The organism is Variovorax glucosi (assembly GCF_051216695.1).
Taxonomy (GTDB): domain Bacteria; phylum Pseudomonadota; class Gammaproteobacteria; order Burkholderiales; family Burkholderiaceae_C; genus Variovorax.
Genome location: NZ_JBPJZE010000005.1, coordinates 109,411 through 132,131 on the forward strand (window position 1 = coordinate 109,411; position 22,721 = coordinate 132,131).

At 61.7% G+C, this 22,721-nt stretch carries 23 protein-coding genes; 17 read left to right on the forward strand and 6 right to left on the reverse strand.

Annotated features, from left to right (window positions below; translation table 11 throughout):
- The first annotated feature begins 22 nt into the window (after positions 1-22).
- The 6 genes from ACSFA3_RS21320 (at position 23) to ACSFA3_RS21345 (ending at position 3,759) form a co-directional block, all read left to right on the forward strand.
- Positions 23-343, forward strand: coding sequence for an ArsR/SmtB family transcription factor (locus tag ACSFA3_RS21320; RefSeq protein WP_435507504.1), 321 nt, complete (start codon positions 23-25; stop codon positions 341-343).
- A gap of 3 nt (positions 344-346) precedes the next feature.
- Positions 347-781: a YeeE/YedE family protein gene (locus tag ACSFA3_RS21325; protein ID WP_435507505.1), complete on the forward strand. Its 435-nt coding sequence runs from the start codon at positions 347-349 to the stop codon at positions 779-781.
- Positions 782-791: 10 nt separating this feature from the next.
- Positions 792-1,229, forward strand: a complete 438-nt coding sequence (locus tag ACSFA3_RS21330; protein ID WP_435507506.1) for a DUF6691 family protein — start codon at positions 792-794, stop codon at positions 1,227-1,229.
- 4 nt (positions 1,230-1,233) lie between these two features.
- A complete protein-coding gene (locus ACSFA3_RS21335; RefSeq protein WP_435507507.1) occupies positions 1,234-1,890 on the forward strand; it encodes a DUF599 domain-containing protein in 657 nt (218 codons plus the stop codon).
- Between the two features lie 48 nt (positions 1,891-1,938).
- Positions 1,939-3,360, forward strand: coding sequence for an MBL fold metallo-hydrolase (locus tag ACSFA3_RS21340; protein ID WP_435507508.1), 1,422 nt, complete (start codon positions 1,939-1,941; stop codon positions 3,358-3,360).
- 96 nt (positions 3,361-3,456) lie between these two features.
- Complete coding sequence (locus ACSFA3_RS21345; RefSeq protein WP_435507509.1) at positions 3,457-3,759, forward strand: hypothetical protein; 303 nt, start codon at positions 3,457-3,459, stop codon at positions 3,757-3,759.
- Between the two features lie 952 nt (positions 3,760-4,711).
- Here ACSFA3_RS21345 and ACSFA3_RS21350 read toward each other — a convergent pair.
- The gene (locus ACSFA3_RS21350) at positions 4,712-4,855 is read right to left on the reverse strand and encodes a hypothetical protein (protein ID WP_435507510.1); all 144 of its coding nucleotides are present in this window, start codon (positions 4,853-4,855) and stop codon (positions 4,712-4,714) included.
- A 193-nt stretch (positions 4,856-5,048) separates the two neighbouring features.
- Between ACSFA3_RS21350 and ACSFA3_RS21355 the strand changes: the two genes are divergently transcribed.
- From ACSFA3_RS21355 to ACSFA3_RS21395, 9 genes are all read left to right on the forward strand, one after another.
- A complete protein-coding gene (locus tag ACSFA3_RS21355) occupies positions 5,049-5,549 on the forward strand; it encodes a bacteriohemerythrin (RefSeq protein ID WP_435507511.1) in 501 nt (166 codons plus the stop codon).
- Between the two features lie 30 nt (positions 5,550-5,579).
- Entirely contained in the window at positions 5,580-6,899 is a 1,320-nt protein-coding gene (locus ACSFA3_RS21360) for a Rieske 2Fe-2S domain-containing protein (protein ID WP_435507512.1), read from the forward strand.
- A gap of 4 nt (positions 6,900-6,903) precedes the next feature.
- Positions 6,904-7,893, forward strand: a complete 990-nt coding sequence (locus ACSFA3_RS21365; protein ID WP_435507513.1) for a substrate-binding domain-containing protein — start codon at positions 6,904-6,906, stop codon at positions 7,891-7,893.
- 34 nt (positions 7,894-7,927) lie between these two features.
- Positions 7,928-8,905, forward strand: a complete 978-nt coding sequence (locus tag ACSFA3_RS21370; protein WP_435507514.1) for a Bug family tripartite tricarboxylate transporter substrate binding protein — start codon at positions 7,928-7,930, stop codon at positions 8,903-8,905.
- A 10-nt stretch (positions 8,906-8,915) separates the two neighbouring features.
- Complete coding sequence (locus ACSFA3_RS21375) at positions 8,916-9,887, forward strand: PDR/VanB family oxidoreductase (RefSeq protein ID WP_435507515.1); 972 nt, start codon at positions 8,916-8,918, stop codon at positions 9,885-9,887.
- Complete coding sequence (locus ACSFA3_RS21380; RefSeq protein WP_435507613.1) at positions 9,887-11,080, forward strand: Gfo/Idh/MocA family protein; 1,194 nt, start codon at positions 9,887-9,889, stop codon at positions 11,078-11,080. The genes ACSFA3_RS21375 and ACSFA3_RS21380 overlap by 1 nt, the downstream gene beginning before the upstream one ends.
- A gap of 4 nt (positions 11,081-11,084) precedes the next feature.
- Positions 11,085-11,630: a MarR family winged helix-turn-helix transcriptional regulator gene (locus ACSFA3_RS21385; protein ID WP_435507516.1), complete on the forward strand. Its 546-nt coding sequence runs from the start codon at positions 11,085-11,087 to the stop codon at positions 11,628-11,630.
- Positions 11,631-12,814: 1,184 nt separating this feature from the next.
- On the forward strand, positions 12,815-13,534 hold the full coding sequence (locus tag ACSFA3_RS21390) for a glutathione S-transferase family protein (protein WP_435507517.1): 720 nt from the start codon (positions 12,815-12,817) through the stop codon (positions 13,532-13,534).
- Between the two features lie 103 nt (positions 13,535-13,637).
- Positions 13,638-14,201 (forward strand): TetR/AcrR family transcriptional regulator, encoded by a 564-nt coding sequence (locus ACSFA3_RS21395; protein WP_435507518.1) that lies wholly within the window; start codon positions 13,638-13,640, stop codon positions 14,199-14,201.
- A gap of 232 nt (positions 14,202-14,433) precedes the next feature.
- Here the strand turns inward: ACSFA3_RS21395 and ACSFA3_RS21400 are convergent, their stop codons facing one another.
- Together ACSFA3_RS21400 and ACSFA3_RS21405 are read right to left on the reverse strand one after the other, a co-directional pair.
- The gene (locus ACSFA3_RS21400; RefSeq protein WP_435507519.1) at positions 14,434-15,195 is read right to left on the reverse strand and encodes a maleate cis-trans isomerase family protein; all 762 of its coding nucleotides are present in this window, start codon (positions 15,193-15,195) and stop codon (positions 14,434-14,436) included.
- 148 nt (positions 15,196-15,343) lie between these two features.
- The gene (locus tag ACSFA3_RS21405; RefSeq protein WP_435507614.1) at positions 15,344-16,312 is read right to left on the reverse strand and encodes a Bug family tripartite tricarboxylate transporter substrate binding protein; all 969 of its coding nucleotides are present in this window, start codon (positions 16,310-16,312) and stop codon (positions 15,344-15,346) included.
- Positions 16,313-16,432: 120 nt separating this feature from the next.
- On the opposite strand from ACSFA3_RS21405, the gene ACSFA3_RS21410 reads away from it, so the two are divergent.
- Both ACSFA3_RS21410 and ACSFA3_RS21415 read left to right on the forward strand, forming a co-directional pair.
- Positions 16,433-17,332, forward strand: a complete 900-nt coding sequence (locus ACSFA3_RS21410; RefSeq protein ID WP_435507520.1) for a LysR family transcriptional regulator — start codon at positions 16,433-16,435, stop codon at positions 17,330-17,332.
- A 232-nt stretch (positions 17,333-17,564) separates the two neighbouring features.
- The gene (locus tag ACSFA3_RS21415; RefSeq protein WP_435507521.1) at positions 17,565-17,876 is read left to right on the forward strand and encodes a LysR substrate-binding domain-containing protein; all 312 of its coding nucleotides are present in this window, start codon (positions 17,565-17,567) and stop codon (positions 17,874-17,876) included.
- A gap of 67 nt (positions 17,877-17,943) precedes the next feature.
- On the opposite strand, the gene ACSFA3_RS21420 is transcribed toward ACSFA3_RS21415, so the two are convergent.
- Genes ACSFA3_RS21420 through ACSFA3_RS21430 form a run of 3 tightly spaced genes read right to left on the reverse strand, consistent with a single transcriptional unit; the run spans position 17,944 to position 22,673 of the window.
- Positions 17,944-18,870 carry an alpha/beta hydrolase gene (locus ACSFA3_RS21420; protein WP_435507522.1) on the reverse strand — a complete coding sequence of 309 codons (927 nt, stop codon included), beginning with the start codon at positions 18,868-18,870 and terminating at the stop codon, positions 17,944-17,946.
- Between the two features lie 9 nt (positions 18,871-18,879).
- Positions 18,880-20,991: an acetate--CoA ligase family protein gene (locus ACSFA3_RS21425; protein WP_435507523.1), complete on the reverse strand. Its 2,112-nt coding sequence runs from the start codon at positions 20,989-20,991 to the stop codon at positions 18,880-18,882.
- Positions 20,992-20,993: 2 nt separating this feature from the next.
- Positions 20,994-22,673, reverse strand: a complete 1,680-nt coding sequence (locus ACSFA3_RS21430; RefSeq protein WP_435507524.1) for a flavin-containing monooxygenase — start codon at positions 22,671-22,673, stop codon at positions 20,994-20,996.
- Positions 22,674-22,721 lie beyond the last annotated feature (48 nt).

Genomic DNA, 22,721 nt, shown 5'->3' on the forward strand with positions numbered 1-22,721 from the left:
AATGTCAATCCTTTTAGAACTCATGAACGTCAAACCCACCGCCATCACTCCCGAGCTGCTGCGAAACGCAGCCACTGAAGCCGTGGCCGCACTGAAGGTGCTTGCCAACACGGACCGGCTGTTGCTGCTGTGCCAGCTTTCCCAGGGAGAGATGTGTGTCAGTGATCTGGAAGCAACGCTGGAGATCCGTCAGCCTACGCTGTCTCAACAACTCTCCGTGCTGCGCAATGAGGCTGTCGTGAGCACGCGTCGGGAGGGGAAGAACATCTTCTACAGCGTGGCCGATGAACGTCTGCTCGAAATGTTGTCGGTTCTGTATCGCCTGTACTGTCCCAAGGAGTAACCCATGTCCATTGATTGGAACGTCTTCACACCCTGGTCTTCCCTGGCCGGTGGCGTGCTCATCGGCATCGCCACGGCGATGTTCATTCTGTTGAATGGCCGCATCGCCGGCATCAGCGGCGTACTCGGCGGGCTCTTGAAGCCGGTCAAGGGTAATGTCGCCTGGCGGCTCGCCTTTGTGCTCGGCTTGGTGGGCGCACCCTCGGCTTATTTGCTTTTCAACAACGTGCCCAGCCTCCAGATCGACGCCGGCTACGCGGCCCTGATTGCGGCCGGACTTCTTGTGGGGGTGGGGACGCGGTATGGGTCGGGCTGCACCAGCGGCCATGGGGTGAGCGGCCTGTCGCGCCTGTCGCCGCGATCGCTCGCTGCCACGGCATCGTTTATGGGCGCCGGGTTCCTGACCGTGTACGTCGCTCGCCACCTGTTCGGACTTTGAGGAGATCGTCATGTACGTTTTTACATCCTTGCTCGCCGGCCTTGTGTTTGGCCTGGGACTCATCGTCTCGGGCATGGCCAATCCGGCCAAGGTGCTCGGCTTCCTGGACCTCGCCGGTCGTTGGGACCCGTCGCTGGCCTTCGTGATGGCTGGTGCCATTGCCGTCGGGCTGATCGCCTTCGCAGTTGCTCGCGGGAGAACGGTGTCCTTCCTGGGTGCCGACATGAAGCTGCCCAAGGCCAACAAGATCGACCGGCGTCTGGTCGGAGGCGGTCTTTTGTTCGGCATCGGGTGGGGGATTTCCGGCTTCTGCCCTGGACCTGCACTCGTTGCGCTGGGCATGGGGGAGAAAAAAGCAGTGGTGTTCGTCGCCGCCATGCTGATCGGCATGGGCGTGTTCGAACTGCTCGAGCGCCGCCAGCGTGCTGCCCAACCGAGCCACGCGTGAAGAAATGGACTTCGCTCTGAGTTGGCTCGCCGCATTCCTGACTCTGGCGGTGTTGCTCTCGTACGAGACATCGCTGGCGATGGCGCAGCGTCGGCGCCCGGAACGCATGGCCCGGACGGCGCACGCGAATTTGCGCCAGGATTGGTTTGAAGCCGTGTCGACGCAAAAAGGTTCGGAGATCTTGGCGGTTCAGACGCTGCGAAACGCGCTCATGTCGGCCTCGATGACCGCATCGACAGCCGCGCTCGGATTGATGGGAACCGTGACGCTTGCCGTGCCTTCCCTGCATGCGGAGTTCGGGGATGCGGCATCGCCGATTCCGAATTTCACACCGCGCCTGGCAATGGAGCTGGTTCTCCTAGCGCTGCTGTTCGCGTCACTGGTTTCGTCCGTGATGGCTGTGCGCTATTACAACCACGCCGGCTTTGTCGGTGGCATGCCGGTTGAGTCAGAGGCCCGCAAGCATTGGACCCGCGCAGGCACGGCCTACGTGCGCAAAGCCGGCTTGCTCTACAGCTGGGCCCTGCGTCAGCTGGTCGTGCTGGCGCCTGTCGTGGCGTTCATTCTTCATCCCGTAGCCGGCCCGATCGCTGCACTGGTTGTCTGCGCCATCCTGTTCAACTTCGACAGGGTCCACCCCCTGTCTTCCAAGGCCGGCTGAAGCTGGCACCTGAATCCTCACCTCCATCCCTCCGCAAAGGACTGTGACATGGCACTCGTTTTTGAACAGATACTGACCCGGGAGCTGGGCGACGCCAGCTACCTCATCGGCGACGATTCGGCGCGCGTTGCCGCGGTGGTCGATCCCCAGGTCGATGTCGAGCAGTATCTGGAGCTCGCGCGCAAGCGCGGCCTGACCATCAAATACGTGGTGCAAACGCACATACATGAAGACTTCGCGAGCGGTGCCTACGCGCTGGCTGCGGCCACTGGTAGCGCTCAGGTATGCGTCAGCGGTCATGATGCGCCTGAGTATGGATTTCCCCATCGGGCTGTGCATGACGGCGATGTCCTGGAGCTGGGTGCTGTCCGGTTGACGGTCAAGCACACGCCCGGGCACACGCCCGAACACATTTCGCTGCTGGTCGCAAAAACCGCAACGAAGGATGCGCCGTTCGCAGTGCTCTCCGGTGGCTCCTTGCTAGTGGAAACCGCTGGCCGCACCGACCTGCTCGGACCGGAGCGTGTCGAGGAACTGACGACGGCTCAGTTTCACACGTTGTACGATTTCTTCCGCGGCCTCGATGAGGGAGTGCTGTTGTATCCGACCCATGTGCATGGTTCACCATGTGGTGCGGCCATCGGGGACAAGCTGTGCTCCACCATCGGGTACGAGTTCGGGCATAACGCTCTTCTTCGACAGCCCACGGAAGCGAAGTTTCGCGAACTGGCACTCCACAATCTGCCACCTAAACCGCGCTACTACCCTCGCCTCAAGGACTTGAACACAAGCAATCCTGCTGCAGCGGCCGATAAAACCGTTGCACCGGCCTTGTCTCCGGCAGAGTTCAAAAAGGCAGTAGCGGACACTGCGAATGTCTTGATAGATACGCGCCATTTACTCGCGTTCGGAGGAGGACACATCCCGGGAGCAATCAACATTGGCGCAGGAGGGCCGCTTTCCATCCAGGCAGGATGGATGCTCGAGCCGGACAGGCCGCTCCTGATCGTGATCGAAAGTGATGTGCAACTGACGAGCGTTTTGCATCATTTCGCGCGCACTGGCTTCAATAGATTTGCGGGCTACTTGGCGGGTGGAATGTCGGCGTGGGAGAACGCCGGGTATGAGCTTGAGTCGCTTTCTCAGCTTCATGTCAAAGAGCTGGCCAGACAGCAAGCGCAAATAGCCGAGTTTTCAGTTCTCGATGTTCGCTCGCCGCAGGAATGGGCCAAGGGCCACGTTCCCGGTGCTCGGCACATCTTCCTCCCAGACCTGCCAGATCAGCTCAAAACATTGGACAAGACCAAGCCAATGGCTGTCTACTGCGACAGCGGTTATCGTGCTTCGATAGGGGCAAGCTTGCTGCGATCGCATGGATTGGAAGTGTTGAACGTGCCCGGCAGCTGGCAAGCATGGAAATCAAGCGGACTTCCCGTCGAGGTGCCCGACGTTGAGGGAACGGGCAGCTAACCCGCCCCGAGGCAGGTGGCAGTGTGGAATTCAGCCGGGGTGGTGGCTCAGCGTATGAGTTGGCGAAAATTGTTTCACTCTTTTGAAAGTTTCACTATGAAGATAAGTCCGAAAATCCTTGGTCTCTCTGGCGTCCTGCTTCTAGCTGGGCTGATTGGTGGATGCGCGTCAGGTGCGTCAAATACTGGCTCCATGGGAGGCATGGGAGGCATGGGAGGCATGGGAGGAATGAGCGGGGGACAGATGGACATGCAGGAGATGTGCGCGAAGCACAAAAGCATGATGGCCGGCAAGTCCAAAGTCGAGCAGCAGGCGATGATGAATGAGCACATGAAATCTATGTCGCCAGAAATGCGGACGCGTATGCAGGCAATGCAGGCGAGATGCAACGCTTCTTGAGGCAAGTAAGGCAGGCTGGTGGCGTCTGATGTCGTTGCATGCTGCATCGGCGACCTATGTGCCGATATGGGCGTGTATCTGTATCCCGACGGAGACCGGACAGAGGCATGATCGCCCACACGCGTCGTTTACCGCCTCTCGTCGAAATCACTTAGGCCGGCTCGGATGGTCATCGTCGATGACGAAGGGAGGCAAATGCCGTACGTTGCGTTCGTCGCCGATCGGCTCCCTGCAAGATGAGGATCATCTCCCGGCAATCCGCTGTGGTGATGCACCGATTCCGCTCCGCAGTCGCGCCGCTTCGACGACGGATATGCCAGCCAGCAGGCCAAGCGCCGAAACTTACAGTCAGTCCTGCCTTGGCTACCAGCCATGCCGCGAGTGGATAAGTGATCAGCCACCAGGTATGTGACAGCGCAACTGGGCGGCAAACAGCGCGGGTCGATCTTCTTCGCTCGCTGATCGGCGCAGCAGCCGACTGAAGGCGGCTGCGCGAGGGAATATCCGAGGCCCAGTACGAACCACAGGGCAACAGCTGCTCTCACCCATGATCGCAGCGTTAGCAATGAGCCTGAGTTCGTCTGCCGTCATCGCCAATGCTTTGCGCCTGAGGTCCAGCCAAATCATAGAAACCGCACCGACGACGTAATAAGACAGGTCGACATTGGCCCCTGCGATTAATACTCAATCTATGCCCTAGGATTCTGAGACTAATCTTAGGGCATACCGTTTGGTCAAAACTCAGTTGATGCTGTGATTTATCGACATAGTGAGAGTGCAACATTGCCCAGCGAATTGATCCTGGGATCTCGATGTCAGCAGTTGCTTGAAGGTCAACCACGACGCATCGGCCGAACATAAAGCATCAGCCGCCATACCACCTGCCGCCATTTCAACGACCAGCGGGACCTGCTTGGGGCGACTGGCATACGCGTTTGCGAACTCGCCAGTGTCAACGTGACGTCGTCTGGACAGCGAAAGGGACCAGCTCGACACCCACGCCATGTGCGCCTGCCTCGATCGCATCGCACCAATCGCCACCCTGTGCGCTCGACGCCACGAAGCCGCGCAGTGCGCTTGGTGCAGAGAGGAGCACCAGCGCATCTCTTTAAAGCCGTGTCGCAGAGAACATCGACCGCCAGGACGTTGCCGATGAATGACTTCGGAGGATCTCAAGACGGCCTATTTAATGTTAGTAAGCTAATAATATTGGGGAAAGTACCAAGGTTCTGGTGTTGTGGATGGGCATCGAACGGCCTAGCATAGTTAGCAAGCTAACTAAAATTCACATGGATTTCAGCACCAACCCAATAACACCTCGGTCGCTTGTTTGGTCCGACGCGATGTCGCTCGGTCATCCGCTCATCGACGACGAGCACCAGCATCTCGTAGCACTCATTGCCCGTCTGCAGGAAGCTTCCAACGAGGACCTGGCTGCCGCGCTGGAAGCGGTGCTAGATGCCTCCGAAACGCATTTTTCGGCCGAGAACAACATGATGACCACCACAGGCTTTCCGCCTCGGGACTGCCACATCAAAGAACACGAAGCGGTACTCGGTTCGTTGCGCGGTGTCTCCGGGCGCTTGGCGCGTGGCGAATGCGAGGTTGTGCGGCGCCTGGCTGCTGAACTGGCGATGTGGTTACCAGCGCATGTTCAGCATCTGGACTCCGCGCTAACCCACTGGTTGTGCAAGTTGCAGCACGGTGGCAAACCGGTCGTTTTGCACATCGGCGGAAGCACGCAGCACAAGACCCGTAGCCAAGGCGACAGCGCGCTCGCCACCGCCTGATTCCCATTCGATCCACCACGAAAGAACGCCATGATGACCCCTGAAGAGAACGACCTGCTGTGCCGCGTTGAGGGCACAGCTCCAATGGGACAGCTGATGCGATCCCACTGGACGCCCGTGTGTCTGGTGGAAGAAGTGAGTGAGCCCGACGGCGCGCCCGTTAAGGCGCGCGTCTTCGGCGAGGACTTGGTGGTGTTCCGAGATACCGACGGCCGAGTCGGCGTGATGGACGAGTACTGCCCGCATCGCCGCGCCTCGCTGGTCTACGGGCGCAACGAGGAAGGCGGCCTACGCTGTCTTTATCACGGCTGGAAGATGGACGTCGAGGGCAACGTGCTTGAGATGGCTTCAGAGCCGGCCGCAAGCGGCATGGCCGAGAAGGTCAAGCACACTGCCTACCCGACGAGCGAGTGGGGCGGCTTGGTCTGGGCCTATATGGGTTCGAAGGACGACGTGCCGGCGTTCAGGCCGCCGGCCTGGGCGCCGACGGCCGAGACGCGCGTGAGCATCGCCAAGGTGCTACTGCCGTGCAACTGGGCGCAGATCCTGGAAGGGGCCATCGATTCGGCGCACAGCTCCAGCCTGCATTCGTCGGACATGGTGCCGGCTCGCGTGGACGGCGCCAAAGCGACCGCCAACACCTGGCTGCGGCCCTCCACCGACAAGGCGCCGCGCATGCAGGTGCAGCGCACCGGCTACGGCTTCCGCTATGCCGCGCTGCGCCGGCCGCTGACCAACGCCGCCGTGAACGACTACGTGCGCTCGACCGTCTTCGTGGCGCCGGCCACCGCACTGATCCCACCCAACAACCTCTACAACGTGGCCAACATCAACGTGCCGATGGACGACACGAACACCGCGTTCTATTTCATCGCCTGGGGCCATCCCGCGCAGACGCCGGAGACCGAGACCTGGCGGCGCTTCCTCCGGCAGACCGTGGGCGTCGATCTGGACGCCCGCTACCGCCCATTGCGCACGATGGAGAACATGTTCTGGCAGGACCGCAATGCCATGAAGGCCGGCAACTTCACCGGCATCACCGGCTTTCCGAATCAGGACGTGGCGATGTGGCTGACCATGGGTCCTATCGCCGACCGTTCGCACGACCGGCTAGGCGCCAGCGACTTGGCGATCGTGGAGTTCCGCAAGCAGATGCTGGACGCCGTGCGCGCCTTCTCGCAAGGGTCGCCGGCCATCGGCACCGGCGCCGAGGCGGCCACGCCGGCGGTCTGCGCGTTCCAGGCGATCGTGCCAAAGACCACGGACTGGCGGACCCACGACACCCGCTACATCTGGCAGGAGGGCGTGGATCACCCCGAATTCGAAGACTCCTATTCCGTGAAGGTCTGATCCCATGAGCAAGCTTCAGCTCTCTATCGCCATGGGCGACTACGACCGCACGCGGGCATTGTTCGACGGCCAAGTGCAGATCGACGGCGTCGATCCGGTCTACATGCTGCTAAACCCGGAAGAGATGTTCTTCCGCGCCATGCGCAGCGTCGACTTCGACGTCACCGAACTCTCGTTCTCCAGCTACCTGGTCAGGCATTCGCGCGGCGAGTGCCCCTATATCGCGCTGCCGGTGTTCCTGTCGCGGGCCTTCCGCCACACGTCGATCTACGTGCGCAAGGACCGCATCGGCCAGCCGGCCGACCTGAAGGGCAAGCGCATCGGCCTGCCCGAATACCAGCTCACCGCCAACGTCTGGGCGCGCGCGATCCTGGAGGACGACTTCGGCGTGCGTCCCTCGGACGTGACCTGGGTGCGCGGCGGCATCGAGACGCCCGGCCGGCCCGAGAAGGTCAAGCTGCAGCTGCCGAGCGACATCCGCATCGAACAGGCGCCGGCGGACACCACGATCTCGGAGCTGCTCGACCGGGGCGACATCGACGGCTTCATGGCCCCCCGGCCCCCCAGCCGGGCCGCGCTGGCCAACCCGAACATCGGCTGGCTGTTCGACGATCCGACGGCCGTCGCCAAGGACTACTTCCGCCGTACGGGCGTATTTCCGATCATGCATGTCGCCGCCATCCGCAAGGAGCTGGCCGAACGGCATCGGTGGCTGCCGGGTGCCCTCGTTAAGGCCTTCACGCAGTCGAAGGCGGCGGCGCTGCAACTGCTGTCGGACACCTCAGCGACCAAGGTGACGCTGCCCTTCGTCGAAGAGCAGCTGCAGGCCGCGCGCGAGACCATGGGCGACGATTTCTGGTCCTACGGCGTCGCTCCAGCACGCAAGACGCTCGAAGCCTTCGTGCGCACGCACCACGCCCAGGGCCTGTCGTCGCGCGAGGTTCCGGTCGAGGAACTGTTTCATCCGGCGACCTACGAGAGCTACAGCATCTGACGGCCCGCCCCATTCCAAAAAAGAGACATATCCCATGAAACGCAGAACCCTGGGCTGGCTTGCGGCCTCGACCGCCATCGCCTGCCTGACCCTCGCATCGTCGGCGCAGGCCGATGCCTTTCCCTCGCGCCCGATCAAGCTGGTAGTGCCGTATTCGCCGGGTGGGCTGCCCGACACCGTGGCGCGGATCCTCTCGCGGCCGCTCGGCGAAGCGCTCGGCCAGTCGGTGTTCGTTGAGAACAAGCCGGGAGCCGGCGGTGCCGGCGCCGCTTCCACGCTGACCCAGTCGCCGGCCGACGGCTACACGTTACTGGTCACCGACGGTCCGATGCTGTCGATCACGCCGCTGCTGATCAAAAAGATGAGCTATGACGCAATGACCGATTTCGTGCCGGTCTCGCTGGTCGGCAAGGCCCCGCTATTCCTGGCCGTCAATTCCAGCGTCAAGGCCGAAACGCTCGACGAGCTCATTGCGCTCGCGAAGGCCAAACCCGGTGCACTCAACTACGGGTCCTCGGGCACCGGCAGCATTCACCACCTGACGACCGAGGCCATGAGTTCGAAGCTGGGCATTGTCATGACGCACGTGCCGTTCCGCGGTAGCGCCAACTCGGTGCCGGCCATGATCGGCGGGCAGGTCGACATAGTGTTCGCTTCGCCGCCCTCGCTCATGGGCTTCGTCAAGGCCGGCCAGGCCAAGCTGCTGGCCACCAACGGGGCGTCTCGCTCGCCGCTTGCGCCGCAGATGCCGGCGCTAGCCGAGAAGATTCCGGGGTTCGATTTCGCCTTTAACGTCGCGGTACTCGCGAAGACGGGCACGCCGGGGGTCGTCATCTCGCGCGTGAGCAGCGAGATCTCCCGGATCGTGAAACGCCCCGACGTGATCGAGCAGCTGCGTCTGGCGGGTGTCGACCCGGTCGGCGGCTCGCCCGAGCAACTCGCGCAGGCGTTGAAGAGCGAGACCGCGCGCGTTACCGATGCCGCCGGTCGCGCCAATCTGAAGGCTGAGTGAGAGCGTGGCTATGACCGACATCCAGACCCACGCCGATACCCAGATGCCGCTGCGCGTCGCCCGCGCCTACGACGTCGCCGAAGGCATCCGTAGCTTCGAGCTGGTGCAGCCCGACGGCAGCGAGCTGCCGCCGTTCACGCCCGGCTCGCACGTGAAGGTGCATACGCCCAACGGCGCGATGCGCAAGTATTCGCTGTCCAACGATCCCGCCGAGCGCGAACGCTACGTCATCACCGTCAAGCGCGACGACGCCGGACAGGGCGGCTCGGTCAGCATGCACGACGACGTGAAGCAGGGCGACACCCTGCCGACCTCCGTGCCCGACAACGCCTTCCCCCTGGTCGACAAGGCGAAGGGCTACCTGTTCATCGCCGGCGGCATTGGCATCACGCCGATCCTGTCAATGATCCGCTCGTTCGGGGAACTGCCGCCGGCGCCTTGGAAGCTGTTCTACCTGACACGGTCGCCGGCCAGTACCGCATTCCTGGACGATCTGAGCCAGCCGGAATTGAAAAAACAGGTGCGCATCCATCACAACGAAGGCGACCCGGCGCGCACCTTCGATCTGTGGCCGGCGCTCGAGAAGCCGAACACGGCGCATGTCTACTGCTGCGGCCCGCGACCGCTGATGGAGGCCGTGCGCGACATGACCGGCCACTGGTCGCCGGCCAACGTGCATTTCGAGAGCTTCAACGAAGGCGGCGGCGTGCGTCCGGACGACCTGCCGTTCAAGGTGAAGCTGGCGCGCAGCGGCGGCGAATACGAGGTGCCGGTGGGCCAGTCGATCCTCTCCGTGCTGCGCGAGCACGGATGCGACACGGCGTCGTCGTGCGAGAGCGGCACCTGCGGCACGTGCCGCACAGGATTGATTGGCGGCGAGGCCGATCACCGCGACATGGTGCTGATGCCCGAGGAGATGGAGCGCCAGATCATGATCTGCGTCTCGCGCGCCAGATCGCCCGAACTGGTGCTCGATCTGTGATTACGCCCGCGCCCGCGACCCGACCGATCCGCCTGGGCGTCGCGGGCCTGGGTCGCGCGTTTACGCTGATGCTGCCGACGTTGCTGAAGGACAGCCGGGTGCAATTGGTGGCGGCCTGCGATCCGCGCGAAGAGGCGCGCGCCCGGTTCGCGCGCGATTTCGACGCGCCGGTTCACGCCGACATCGAAGACCTCGCCAGCGATCCGGAGGTTGAGGCCATCTACATCGCCAGTCCGCACCAGTTCCATGCGGCGCAGACTCGGATCGCCGCGCGTCACGGCAAGCACGTCTTAGTCGAGAAGCCGATGGCGCTGTCGCTCGCCGAATGCGATGCCATGATCGAAGACTGCCGCGCGGCCGACGTGCGACTGATCGTCGGCCATTGCCATAGCTTCGATTCTCCCTACCTGCAGGCACGCCGGATCATCGTCAGCGGTGAACTCGGGCGGGTGCGCATGATTCAGGCTTTGAACTACACCGACTTCCTATATCGGCCGCGACGGCCCGAAGAACTGAGCACGCAAGAGGGTGGTGGCGTGGTATTCAGCCAGGCGGCGCATCAGGTCGACGTGGTGCGTCTGCTCGCCGGATCGGCGGTCACGCGGGTGCGCGCCGTCATGGGCGACTGGGACCCAAAGCGCCCGACGCAAGGCGCCTATTCGGCCTTGATGTGGTTCGACGACGGCGCCTTCGCAAGCCTGAGCTACAGCGGCTACGGGCATTTCGACTCCGATGAATGGTGCGGATGGATCGGCGAGATGGGGGCGGCCAAGTCGCCCGACGCCCATGGCGCGGCACGGCGGCGGCTAGAGGCTGTGAAATCCGCGCAGGACGAAGCGCGCCTCAAGGCGGCCGGTACCTACGGCGGTGCGGACTACGTGTTGCAACCCGATGCCGTCCAGCCCTGGCATCAGCACTTCGGGCCCATCGTGGTGTCATGCGAGCGGGGCGACGTGCGGCCGATGCCCGACGGCACCTGGGTCTATGGCGATCGCGAGAAGACCCAGCGGCCACTGGCCGCGCCTCCCATTCCGCGCTTCGAGGTGATCGACGAATTGTTCGAAGCCATTGTGTTCGGCCAGGCGCCGTTGCACGACGGCGCATGGGCCCGCTCGACGCTCAACGTCTGCCTTGCCCTGCTGGCATCGGCGGACTCGAACCAAGACGTGGAACTTTCAGCACGATGCAACTGACACAATGGTCAGCGTCGCCAACTCTTATTTAGCGCCCTTGTCCAAGTCATCCGAGAAACACGAAGCCGAAGTCGCTGCCCGCGTTCTCCGTCGCTGGCACGACGCCGTCCCCGACGATCGGATGGCGCATTTGATTAAGGACGCCACACGGGGGTTCATGCGGTCGCTCCAGTCGCGCTTGGCCGAGCATCAGGTGCTGCCGGGTCACTGGACATTTCTGCGCATCTTGTGGGAACGAGACGGCATCACCAAGCGCGAGCTGAGCGTCGAGGCCGGTGTAATGGAACCCACCACCGTCATCGCTTTGCGAGCCATGGAATCGCTGGGGTATGTCAGCTTGGAACAGCGACCTGATAATCGCAAAAATATTTATGTTCAGCTGACGCCTTATGGTCGAGAGCTGCAGACCAAGCTGGTGCCGTTGGCGCAAGAAGTTAATGCATTGGCGCTTGAAAGCATCAGCGATCGCGAGATCGCTACAGTGCGCCGCGCACTCCTTAGGATGATCGATAACCTCGCGCGCGACCAGATAAGTTCGGACGTTAAGTGACCCTGAACATAGGGCGATGATCAAAATCGAATCAAGTGGGATTCTTTTGCAACACGCGGCGATTGGTTAAAAGATTGATGTGGCTTCTGCAGCTGTCTGGCAGCAAGCAACTACTTTATCCATATCATAGGATTTGTCGAACGTTGCGTCCGCTCCAAAACTTTCACAACGCTTGCGCATTTCCTTGTTGAGAAGGTTGCTCAAAACAACCATTTTTTCTGGTTTTGCGAACGCTGTGAACTCGCTTTAGAGCCCTGCCGATCGGACATGCAAGTTCAGGCCCACGCTGGCGGTTTCCGTCGATGCAGATAGTTGCGTCCCGTTATGTAGAGCAAGGATTTAGCCGGGTGCGTTTGGACGCGATGCTGAAGAAGCAGACGAGGGCAACGGCCCCATCTTCGAACGGACGCTTAGATCTTTCATTGAGATTAGTGGGAGTAATCTTAGGGCAGTACGTCGGATTATTCCCAACCAGTGGGACAACACGTTTCTAGCCTCCATCGATTTCTGACGCATGTGTACCTGTCACCACCGGCTATTTCCAAGCCAGGGAAGACGTTGGAAAACTGATGCGGCAGATGGGATTACGCGATTCGCGAATCGAGTCAATTGTCTGAGTCGGGCTAGCACTTGGTACGGGCCGCGTTGCTTTGGGTGATTGCGACTGCGGTCCGGATGCAGGCATGCGCCCAAGGCCAACGACGCCTATTTGTAAATGGCGCTTTCAGGCGACGTTCTTTTCTTGCGTTGGGACATCGCGCTGCACGACCTGAATGCCAGCAGCAGGCGCGGCGAGAGCGGCTGCGAAACGTCAAGCTTCTTTCGGGAACGCATCCATTACATCGTAATCGGCTAGCACCACGTGCTGTTCCTCATCGCCCTGACGCCGCCCGTCATGTTGGGACGTACCGGCCGTACATAGGTCCTCGTGAGCAGGTTCCGAAAAGCGGCCTGGCCAATCTTCGGGATGATGAGGATTTTCACTTTCGTGCACTTCATTACCCTCGTTATCTCGTGCAGGTGGTCCAGCCCGAGATTCTCAGTCCCAAAAGCTGATCGAGATTTCGACAGCGCCGAAATGCAAGGCAGTTGTTGACAGCCCATCTAGCGACAGCTACATTTTACCTACCTAATGTTAGGTAGTTGATCAGGTTTGGTCGACTCAATCTTCCTGAAAGCATTCCATGGTCGCAGCACAGCTCAACCTTTTTACCTCGCCCTCAGCCTTCCCTAATCCGCAGCGACTGCGCCTGTTCATGCATGAAAAAGGCATTGCAGACTACTTTGCCGAAACGGTCTATGACATGAGTCCCGGGGGCGAGCAGCGAGGCTGGCGGCACCTGAATATGAATCCGTGGGGTGAGACGCCGACGCTTGAGTTGACCGATGGAAGTTTCATTTCTGAAACACCCGCTATTGCCAGATATCTCGATCAAACGTACCCGGGCCGCAGGGTCATGGGAGAGACGGCTCTGGAGCAGGGACTCGACAGCATGTGGGACAACCGCATCTGGGTGCACATCCTCTACCGCATCGTCACGGCCTTCCACGTACTTCATACTGGACTTGGCTTCAAGCTCGAACTCACCAGGAACGACGCTTGGGGCGAACACTGTCGCAAAGAAGCCCTGACCCATGCTGCGCTCGTTAACCGTCATCTGTCGGATGGCCGTCAATGGCTGCTGGGCGGTGATGCGCCTACATTTGCGGATATGACTTTGGCGACAGCGATCGCGTTTTCCAAATTTCCGGTGAACAACACACCGCTCGACGAGCGCTTCGAGTTCCTGGATAGCTACTGGCAGCGGTGGCAGCAGCGCCCAAGTTTCCAAGCGGCTTATGCCGATGGCAACAGCGGAGTTCCTGAGCTGGATCTATTGAACAAACGGCTCTCTGGCGCTTAAAGCGTCAGAGAACGAAGTTCAGACATTCGAAAAGGTTTGAAAGCTGCTTACCTTGACTGAGGACGTTACTCGACGCCCAAAAAATGGAAGGAGAAGTAGAGACGTGAACATAAACGCTCGAGAAGCCATCTTGACTGCGGCAAGAAACATCATTCAATTGCGCGGTTTCAGCGGGCTAAACTTTCGCGACCTTGCGTCCGATGTGGGGATCAAGGCCGCGAGCATTTATTACCACTTTCCCAGCAAAGCCGACCTTGGAGCGGCAGTTGCCAAGCGGTACTGGGAAGATGGTGAGCTTGCCCTGAGCTCGATAGAGGCTCAGTACCCGACTCCGGTGGAATGCTTGCGTGAATTCCCGAACATTTTCCGGCGTTCGTTGGAGAGGGAAAACCGTCTCTGCCTCGGGAGTTTCATGGGCGCGGAGGCAAACGATCTTCCTGACTCGGTGAGCCGGGAAGTTCAAGCGTTTTCCCATGTCAACGTGGCGTGGCTAAGCAAGATGCTGGTGGCCTGCGGTGACACGCAAGAGGAGGGCAGCGGTCCACGGGCACATGCCATCTTTGCAGCTATCGCTGGCGCTCAACTAATCGCCAGAACCCATTCGAACATCGAACTTTTCGACGCACTAATCTCAACTTATCGTAAGACTGGACTCTTACCAGATTGAACACATATTTGATGCAATTAAACCACCCCGTTTTTTACTGACACGCTTGAATACTTGGTATTTTGCTGGCGCTCATGTCTGCCCTAGCGATTGCAATTACCTTATTGTCCTATCTGACCCGACATGGCTATCGCAGATGTGAATCCATGCAAGCAATTTCGCAACGGTCGACACAAACATCCTTTACAAATTTTTCAAGGATTTGAAAGCCTCGTTGTTTGCGACGGTCGGTTCAATATTTCCCGGACAGCAGCGACCCGAATCCTGGCGAGGCCGTCTTGAGGCCGAGCTTCTTGAGCATCATGTAGGTTGTCGATACCGAAGACGACACCACGGGCAGTCCGGTGCGATCCTCGATGGGTTGCACCGACGGAAGCGACGGCATCTGCACACACGCCGAGGCGACGATTGCATCCACACCCCTGATGTTCAAACGCTTGGTGATCTCGATCGGCGCGCGTGGATCCTGACGGCCGACGTCGAGGTTGTCGGGAATCTCCAGTGAGATGCTGTCGACGACCTCAATGCCCTCGTTCTCGATGTAGTCGATCACGAGCTGGGTCAGCGGTTTCATGTAAGGCGCGAGGATCGAGACGCGCTTGGCGCCAATCGCCTTGATGCCGTCGACCAGCGCGCCGGCGCTGGTGACCACCGGCGCCGGGCCGCCGGCTTCCACGGTTCGTCCATGCAGACGCTGCTCAGCCACGCGGTGGTAGCCATGCCCCATGCTCATGATCGCGACCAGACAGGCATAGCCAAGCACGTCGACATGCGCGTCGGCCAGTTCGAGCGCGCATCGGTCGGAATCACGGTCCATCTTCTCCAACTCCTCCTTCGTGACCTTCTGCATGCGCATGCGGCTCGAATGGAAGGTGAATCGTTCTGCTTCAACCGTCTCTCGAACGCGCAGCATGGCGGGAATCTCGGTCTCCATCGTGGTGTTGGAGCTCGGCACGATCTGGCCGATACGAAAGAGCTTCGATTGATTGTTCATGTCGGTTCCTTGTATTGCATTGCTTTGCACGCGCTGGCATCGGTCAGCGTGGCGAGGCGGTTAGAAAAGAATGTGGGTCGGCAGATTCGCTCTGCGGCAGGAGGTTGAACGCAATTCGGACGCGGCCTCCCGACGCTGGGGGACGTGCTCAGTCCGCCTTGATATTGCGAGCCTTGATGATCCTGCCCCAGTACTCCGTGTCCTTGCGCACGAGCGCGGCTAGCGCTTCCGGACCCATGTAGCGCGGCTCAATACCGAGCGTGTCTGCGCGCTTCTTGGTCTCCGGCTGAGCCAGAACCTGCTTGACACTTTCGGAAAGTTTCGCGATCACATCCGCGGGCGTGCCTGCAGGAGCGAACAGGCCGACCCACGCCTCGAGCTCGAAGCCGGGCAGTCCGGCTTCTGCCGTGGTCGGCACGTCGGGCAGCATCGGATGACGCGTCTTGCTGGTGACGGCCAGCGCTCTCAGCTTGCCGGTTTGCACATGGCCTATGACCGACGGCGGCGTGGTGATGAAAACCTCCACCTGGCCTCCCAGCACGTCCTGGATGGCCTGGCCGGATCCCTTGTAGGGAACGTGCGTCATCTCAGTCTGGGTGATCTGATCGAAAAGCTCGGTTCCCACATGCGAGAGCGATCCGTTGCCTTGCGATGCGTAGTTCACCTTGCCCGGGTTTTGCTTTAGGTAGGCAATGAATGACTTGAGGTCTTTGACGGGCAATGCTGGATTGACGGTGATCACGTTGGTCGCTGCTGCGATCAGCGCAACCGGCACCAGGTCCTTCTGCTCCCACGGCAACTTGGCGAACATGGCAGGGTTACCGACGTGGTAGGCCGAATATGAAGCCAGCAGCGTGTAACCGTCCTTGGGCGCTCGGGCCACCATCTGGTAAGCGATGTTGCCGCTCGCGCCACCGCGGTTGTCAACCAGCACCGGCTGGCCGAGCAGGCGTGCGAGCGGGTCCGATGCGAGGCGCGCCGACGAATCGACCACGCCGCCGGGCGGGTTGGGCACGACGACGGTGATCGGCTTGCTCGGGAAGGATGCTGCAGTCTGTGCCCATACGGCCGTGGCGGCGAAAGAGGCAAGCAGGGCGGCGCAGATTCGGCGACGTATGAAGGTCATCGGGGATGTCTCCTGATTTGATGTTGTGGGCGAATTCTTGTTCAAGGCATACCGGCCCACCAGACGCATTCGGTTGACAGATCCTTCGACGCTCGTTGAGGATGCGCACCCATGATCAGTCTCGGCCGTTTCGACCTCGTAAGCCTGCGCCTGTATGTCGCGGTGGTCGATGCCGGCAGCCTCACGGCGGGTGCCGAGCGTTTTGGTATCTCGCTGGCGGCGGCCAGCAAGCGCATGGCGGAGCTAGAACACCATTGCGGCATGCCTCTGCTGCTGCGCAGCAAGCGAGGCGTGCAGCCGACACTGAGCGGACAGGCGCTGCATGCGCATGCCATCGATGTTGTCGCCCGGGTAGAGCAGTTGGCACTGGCAATGGACGATCTCAAGCGAGGCGCAACCGGGCACCTGCGCCTGTGGGCCAATACGTCGGCCTTTGCGGGTTTCCTGCCGCGTCTGCTCGCCGCTTTTGCGGCTGCGCATCCAGGCGTGGCGATCGATCTGGAAGACGCGCAGTCCGAAGAAGCCGCGCGCGCCGTGGCGACCGGCGTGGCGGAACTGGCTGTGGTTGGCGAGAACACGCCGCTCGACGGCCTACAGACACTCGTCTGCGACACGGATGAACTGGCACTGCTGGTGCCGCGCGACCATCCGCTCGCCGGCGCTACGTCAGTGACGCTGACGCAAGCGCTGGCGCTCGACTTCGTCACTCTCAAACGCTCCACGTCGCTGGTGCGGCAGATCACGGCGGCGGCCGAAGCTGCCCAACAACCCCTTCGCATCCGGATTCAGGTCCGCAGCTTCGATGCCATGTGCCACATGGTTGCAGCCGGGCTGGGAGTCGCGATTTTGCCGCGTACCGGCGCTGCGCCTCACGTCAGGTCGATGAAGCTCAAGTTGGTCACGCTGCAAGGCATTTCTACACGGCGACGTCTGCTGATGGTCATGCGCGATCGAGGTGCTTTGTCCGCTGCAGCGCTTGCACTGATCAAGATGGTAGAGCAACAGAACTGAACCGCCCCGGTCTTTCTAAACAGTCTTGAGCCCTTGGGGATGTCGCTGTGCCGCTCATGTCTGGCCTAACAATTTGAGAATAATCTTAGGTTGATGCACCGGGCAAGACCGTGAAATAACGGCTGTACTTCAGGCCGTTGTTCTTGTGAAAGCGTAGATCAGCGGTGCCTTATGCTCGTAGAAAACGACTCAGTACTACAGATTCAAGGTCAACTACTAACCAGCCGATAACATGAAGGTCGACAAGCCCAGACGCTGGCTGAGCGACCTGAAGAATGTGCCGTTCATCATGCCGTCGCCGCTCGACGGAACGGCCACCTGCATGTCGATAATGCATGCATGCATGCATGACTGCTCGCACGCCGGCTTCGTCTCGAACATCGTGCAGGAGGCGTCGCACGCGATGATGATCGTCGCGCTGGTCGAAAGCGGACTGGGCGTCGCGCTGGCGCCGGACGTGTGGCAGCACCTGTCGCCGCGCAACGTCGAATTCCGGCGCTTGTGGGGTTTGCCGAAGAACGAGATCGGACTGGCTTTCACGTGACGGAAGTCCGAGGAGGATGCGGTGCTGTTGCGGGCGTTTAGGCGGTCCGTGAAGCCGTCGTCGAGCGCTAGCTGCGCGATCGGCGAGTGTCCGGCACATCCAGCGATTCGCGGATGAACTGCATGGCCGCCCCCGCCTGCGGAAGATCGACGGGGAAGACGACGAAGTCGTGCATTTGGCCACTGAACTCCCTCAGTTCGACGTCGACACCGGCGGCCCTCAGCGCAGCGGCATAGGCTGCACCTTCGTCCTTGAGCACGTCGTGCTCCGCGGTAAGCAGCACCGTGCGGGGCAGGCCCTCCGGCGATGCGGTCCGCAGCGGCGAGAGCCCGGCATCGGCCCGGGCGTCTTGATCGGGTGCGTAGCGGTCCCAAAACCATCGCATCGCCTTCGTCGAGAGAAAGTTTTGGTTCGCCTTTTCGAGGTAAGACGCGCGACCCAGGTCGGCGTCGAGTACGGGGCATATGAGGACTTGCCCGGCGATGGCGTGATGACGATGCCGCCGCTGGACGACTGCAGCCGCGATATTGCCGCCCGCGCTGTCGCCCACGACGACCACCGGTGCACCGGCTGCGCGAGCGGCGACCCATGCCAGTGCCGTGTCGGCGTCTTCCGATGCGGCGGGGTAGGGGTGTTCGGGTGCGAGCCGGTAACCGACCGACACCAGGTTCGCGTCCAGCGCTGCCGCGAGTCGCCGGGCCCACCAGTCGCTTTCCTCGATCGAACCCATCGTCCATCCGCCGCCGTGAAAGTAGACGACCCAGCGGGTGCTCCGCGCCGTGGCCGTATAGATGCGCAGCGGCAGGAAGCGGCCGGCCAGCGGAATGTGCGTCTCCCATGTCTCGTGCATGGCAGCGGCGGCGCGCACCGGGAATCCGGGCAGCGTCAGCTTCCAACTGCTCCGCACTTCCGCGACAGTTGACTTTTGGACGGGCTTCATGCCGGTGGCGGCGAGTGCCTCCAGCATGGCCCGGCTTACCGGATCCAGTGCCATGGGATGGATCTACACGGTGCGCCAGGTCACCACGGCATCGAGCGCTTCGATGGTGGAACCGGTGATCCGCAACGGATTGATCTCCAGCGACTCCAGTGGGTCGCCGAGCGCCGAAGCCAGGTCGCCGAAGCGCGTGATCGTGTGCGCCACCTGGGCCAGATCGACCGGCGGCGCACCGCGCGCGCCCTTGAACAAGGCCGCGCCTCGCAGGCTGGACAGCGCGCGCCCGACGCGTTGCGGCGTGAACGGCAAGGGCACGATCACGGAGTCGTCGAGGATTTCAACCAGCGTGCCGCCGAGTGCGATGACCAGCACGAGGCCCCATTGCGCGTCGCGCACCGCACCGACCAGCAGCTCGATGCCGGGCGGTCGCATCGGGCTCAGGAGCACACCCTCGATGCGAGCCGATGCTTGCGCGTGACCAGCGGCCAGCACCCGTTCGAATGCTGCGCGCACGGCCTCGTCGCCGTCAACGCCCAACGCCACGCCGCCGATGTCGGTCTTGTGCAGGATGTCCGGTGAGACGATTTTGACCGCAACGGCTTGCCCATAGGCCCGCGCTGTAGCGACAGCTTCGTCGGGCGTATGAACCAGCGTTGCCGCGACCACCGGTATGTCGGCCGATTCCAGCATGCAGCGCGTGCAGTGCTCCGACCAGTTGCCCTGCCGCGCGTCGACGGACGGGACGGCGACCGGTGCCGCGCGCCACGGGAGGTCGGCTGCGAGCCGGTCCTTGTGTGCCTGCCAACGGCCGATCGCGCCCAGGCCGCGCATCGTGGGTTCGAGCCCGCTGGTGCTGACCAGATTCAGGCCGAGCCGTTGTGCCGTGCGTTGTGATTCGACCGGCATGTCCTCGGCCAAAAAAGATGCGCAGATGTAGGGTTTGCCGCAGGAGCGCAGGGCCGTCGCGATGATCTGGTTCATCGATTCCGCGCCACGCAGGTCGAGCCCGACCACGAGCACGTCGATCGCCGGGTCCTTGGCGAGCAAGGTGATCGCAGTGTCCCAGATCTGCGGGTCGCGCACCGATGCACCGGTCATGTCGAACGGATTCTGGGCCGTCACGAACTCGTCGGGAATAGCCTCGTCGATGGCGGCGACGGTTTCGGCCGCCAGCTCAACCAGCGTCACGTCCGAGCGGTCCGCGAGGTCGGCGATGACGCCGTTGATGCCGCCGGAGTTGGTCACCACGCCCACGCCCTTGGTGCTGAAGCGACCAAGTCCTGTCGCCAGCTTGCCGGTTGAGATCAGGTCTTCCAGGCTGTGCACCCGTATCACGTCCAGGTCCTTCAGCACGGCATTGACGGTCTTGTCGTCGCCGACGAAGGCGCCGGTGTGCGCGACTGCAGCGCGTGCGCTGATCGCGCTGGCGCCGGACTTGTACACGATGACCGGTTTGCCGAGCTCGGCCGCGCGGCGTGCGACGGCGGCGAAGCGGTCGGGCTTCGCGATGCTTTCCAGATAGAGCGCGACGGCGTTGACGCGCTCGTCCTCTATGGCGTAACCGATGACGTCGGCCGCGGTCAGCATCGCTTCGTTGCCTACCGTGACCTGGTGCGACAGGCCGACGCCCTGGGCCGCGGCATAGGCGCTTAGTCCGAGCGCCACTGATCCGCTCTGCGCGATCAGGGCTAGTGCGCCGACGGAGGCGGTCGGCAGCGGCACCATCGCAGAAGCCGAGACGTTATCGACCAGGTTGATGAAGCCCAGGTGATTGGGGCCGAGAACCAGCATCCCCAGCTCATCGGCGCGTGCTGTCAGGCGCAACTGCGCCTGGCGCCCGGCTTCGTTGTTCTCGGCGAAACCGGACGAGAGCAGCACCACGTTGCGGATGCCCGCCGCATATGCATCTTCGATTGCATCCATCGCCGCCGACGCAGGCACCTGGACGAAAGCGGTATCCACCTGCTCGCCGAGGGCGACACAGCTCGTGGCTGCGTTGCGGCCGAGCACGGGCGTGCCCCGGCGATTGACCAGCAGCAGGCGCGCGGAAGAAAAGCGCTCGGCCGATGCGATCGACAGCTGGGTGTAGAGCGTGCGTTCGGTTGCGCCGACGATCGCGATCGACCGAGGTGCGAAGAACCGCGTCAGCCGGTCGAGCGAATAAGGTGTGGATCGCACGATCACATTGCCTCCTCGATCGGCTGGTCGGGGATCGAATTCGTCAGACTCTTAGCGCCTGGCGGAAGATGTTCATAGCCCGGAAAGCCGGCATCGTGTTCACCGACGCAACGGTCGTGATAACGCTTGAAGCCACCGCAGTAGACGAGAAACACCCGCGGCTTGCCGGGAATGTTGGCGCCGTTGTACCAGCTGTTGGTCGTCATCGCGCCGGGGCGTCGCTCGGCCATTCGCAGAGTCTCGTCGCGCCAGGACTCCTGCGACGCCGGCGTGGGATGCAGGCCTTGGTCGCCGCGCGCATGCAGCCAGGCAATGGTGTCGAAGATGAAATCACCCTGCTGCTCGGCGAGCGTGGCCATGTTGGACAGCACCGATGGCGTCATTGCGCTCGACGCCAGGAACATGTTGGGGAAGCCGTGGACCATCGTGCCCAGGTAATTCCTCGGGCCGTCGGCCCACTCGTCGCGCATCGTCGCGCCGTCGATGCCGCGGATGTCAATGGCCATCACCGGTCCGGTGATGGCGTCGAAGCCTGTTGCGCAGACCAGGACGTCGAGCTCGATTGTTCCCTCTGTGGTGACGACGCCCGCGGGGTCAATGCGCGTGATCGGCGTGTCCTTCAGTGAGACCAGGTGCACGTGCGGCTCATTGAAAGTCGGCAGGTAGACGCTGCTTACGCAAGGGCGCTTGCCGCCGAACGGATGGTCGCGCGGGGTGAGCCTCTCGGCGGTCACTGGGTCGTCAACCTGCGCGAACATCTTGCGCTGGATGAACTCTGAGAGAACGCGGTTGGCATCGCCCAGGTGGTAGTCGGGGAACGCAAAGTTGATGTAGTTGCCAGCCCAGGCGGCTTCCATCGCCGCCTCTCGCTCTTCGTCGTTCAGGTCTGCGAACTTGCGCTCACCCACTTCGAGAACGTGGTGGCCAGCGTAGGTCTTGCGCAACGCCGTGCGGAAGCTCGCGGGGTCTTCGCGCAGCTTGGAGATCACCGAGGCGTCGATGCTACCTTCCCTGTTCGGAAGGACGTAGTTCGCGGTGCGCTGGAACACGTACACCTCGCCTGCGATAGCGGCAATTTCCGGCACGGCCTGGACGCCCGACGAGCCGGTGCCGATGATGCCAACCCGCTTGCCCGCCAGTTCAACCAAACGATCCTTCGGCCAGGCTGAGGTGTAGTAAATCTCGCCAGCGAAGGTCTCGATGCCGGAGATGTCTACCGCCTTGGGTTCGGACAGCGACCCAATGCTCAGCACGAGATACCGGCATACGACTTTGTCTCCGCGGTTGGTTGTGACGGTCCACGTACCGCTGGGTTCGTCGTAGTGAGCGGACTCGATCCGGGTGTCGAAACGGATGTCCTTGATCACGTCGCAGCGCTCGGCGACGTGGCGCAGATAGCGCTGGATCTCGGGCTGCGATGCACACACCTCGGTCCAGTTCCAGGATCTGACTAGGTCGTCGTCGAAGAAGTATGAGTAGGCATAGCTCTCGAGGTCGCAGCGGGCCCCGGGATAGCTGTTCCAGAACCAAGTTCCGCCGACATCAGAGCCGCTTTCGAAGCCGTGAACGGTCAGGCCGCGCTTGTGTGCCTGGTGCAGGGCGTAAATGCCGGCAAATCCAGCTCCGACGACTATGACGTCGCATTGGGCAACATCCACCCCTTTTCTCACAGTTACTGTCATCAAGTACTCCGTCAAAAATTCAGTGTGCATCACGCCCTGTAGCCAGCA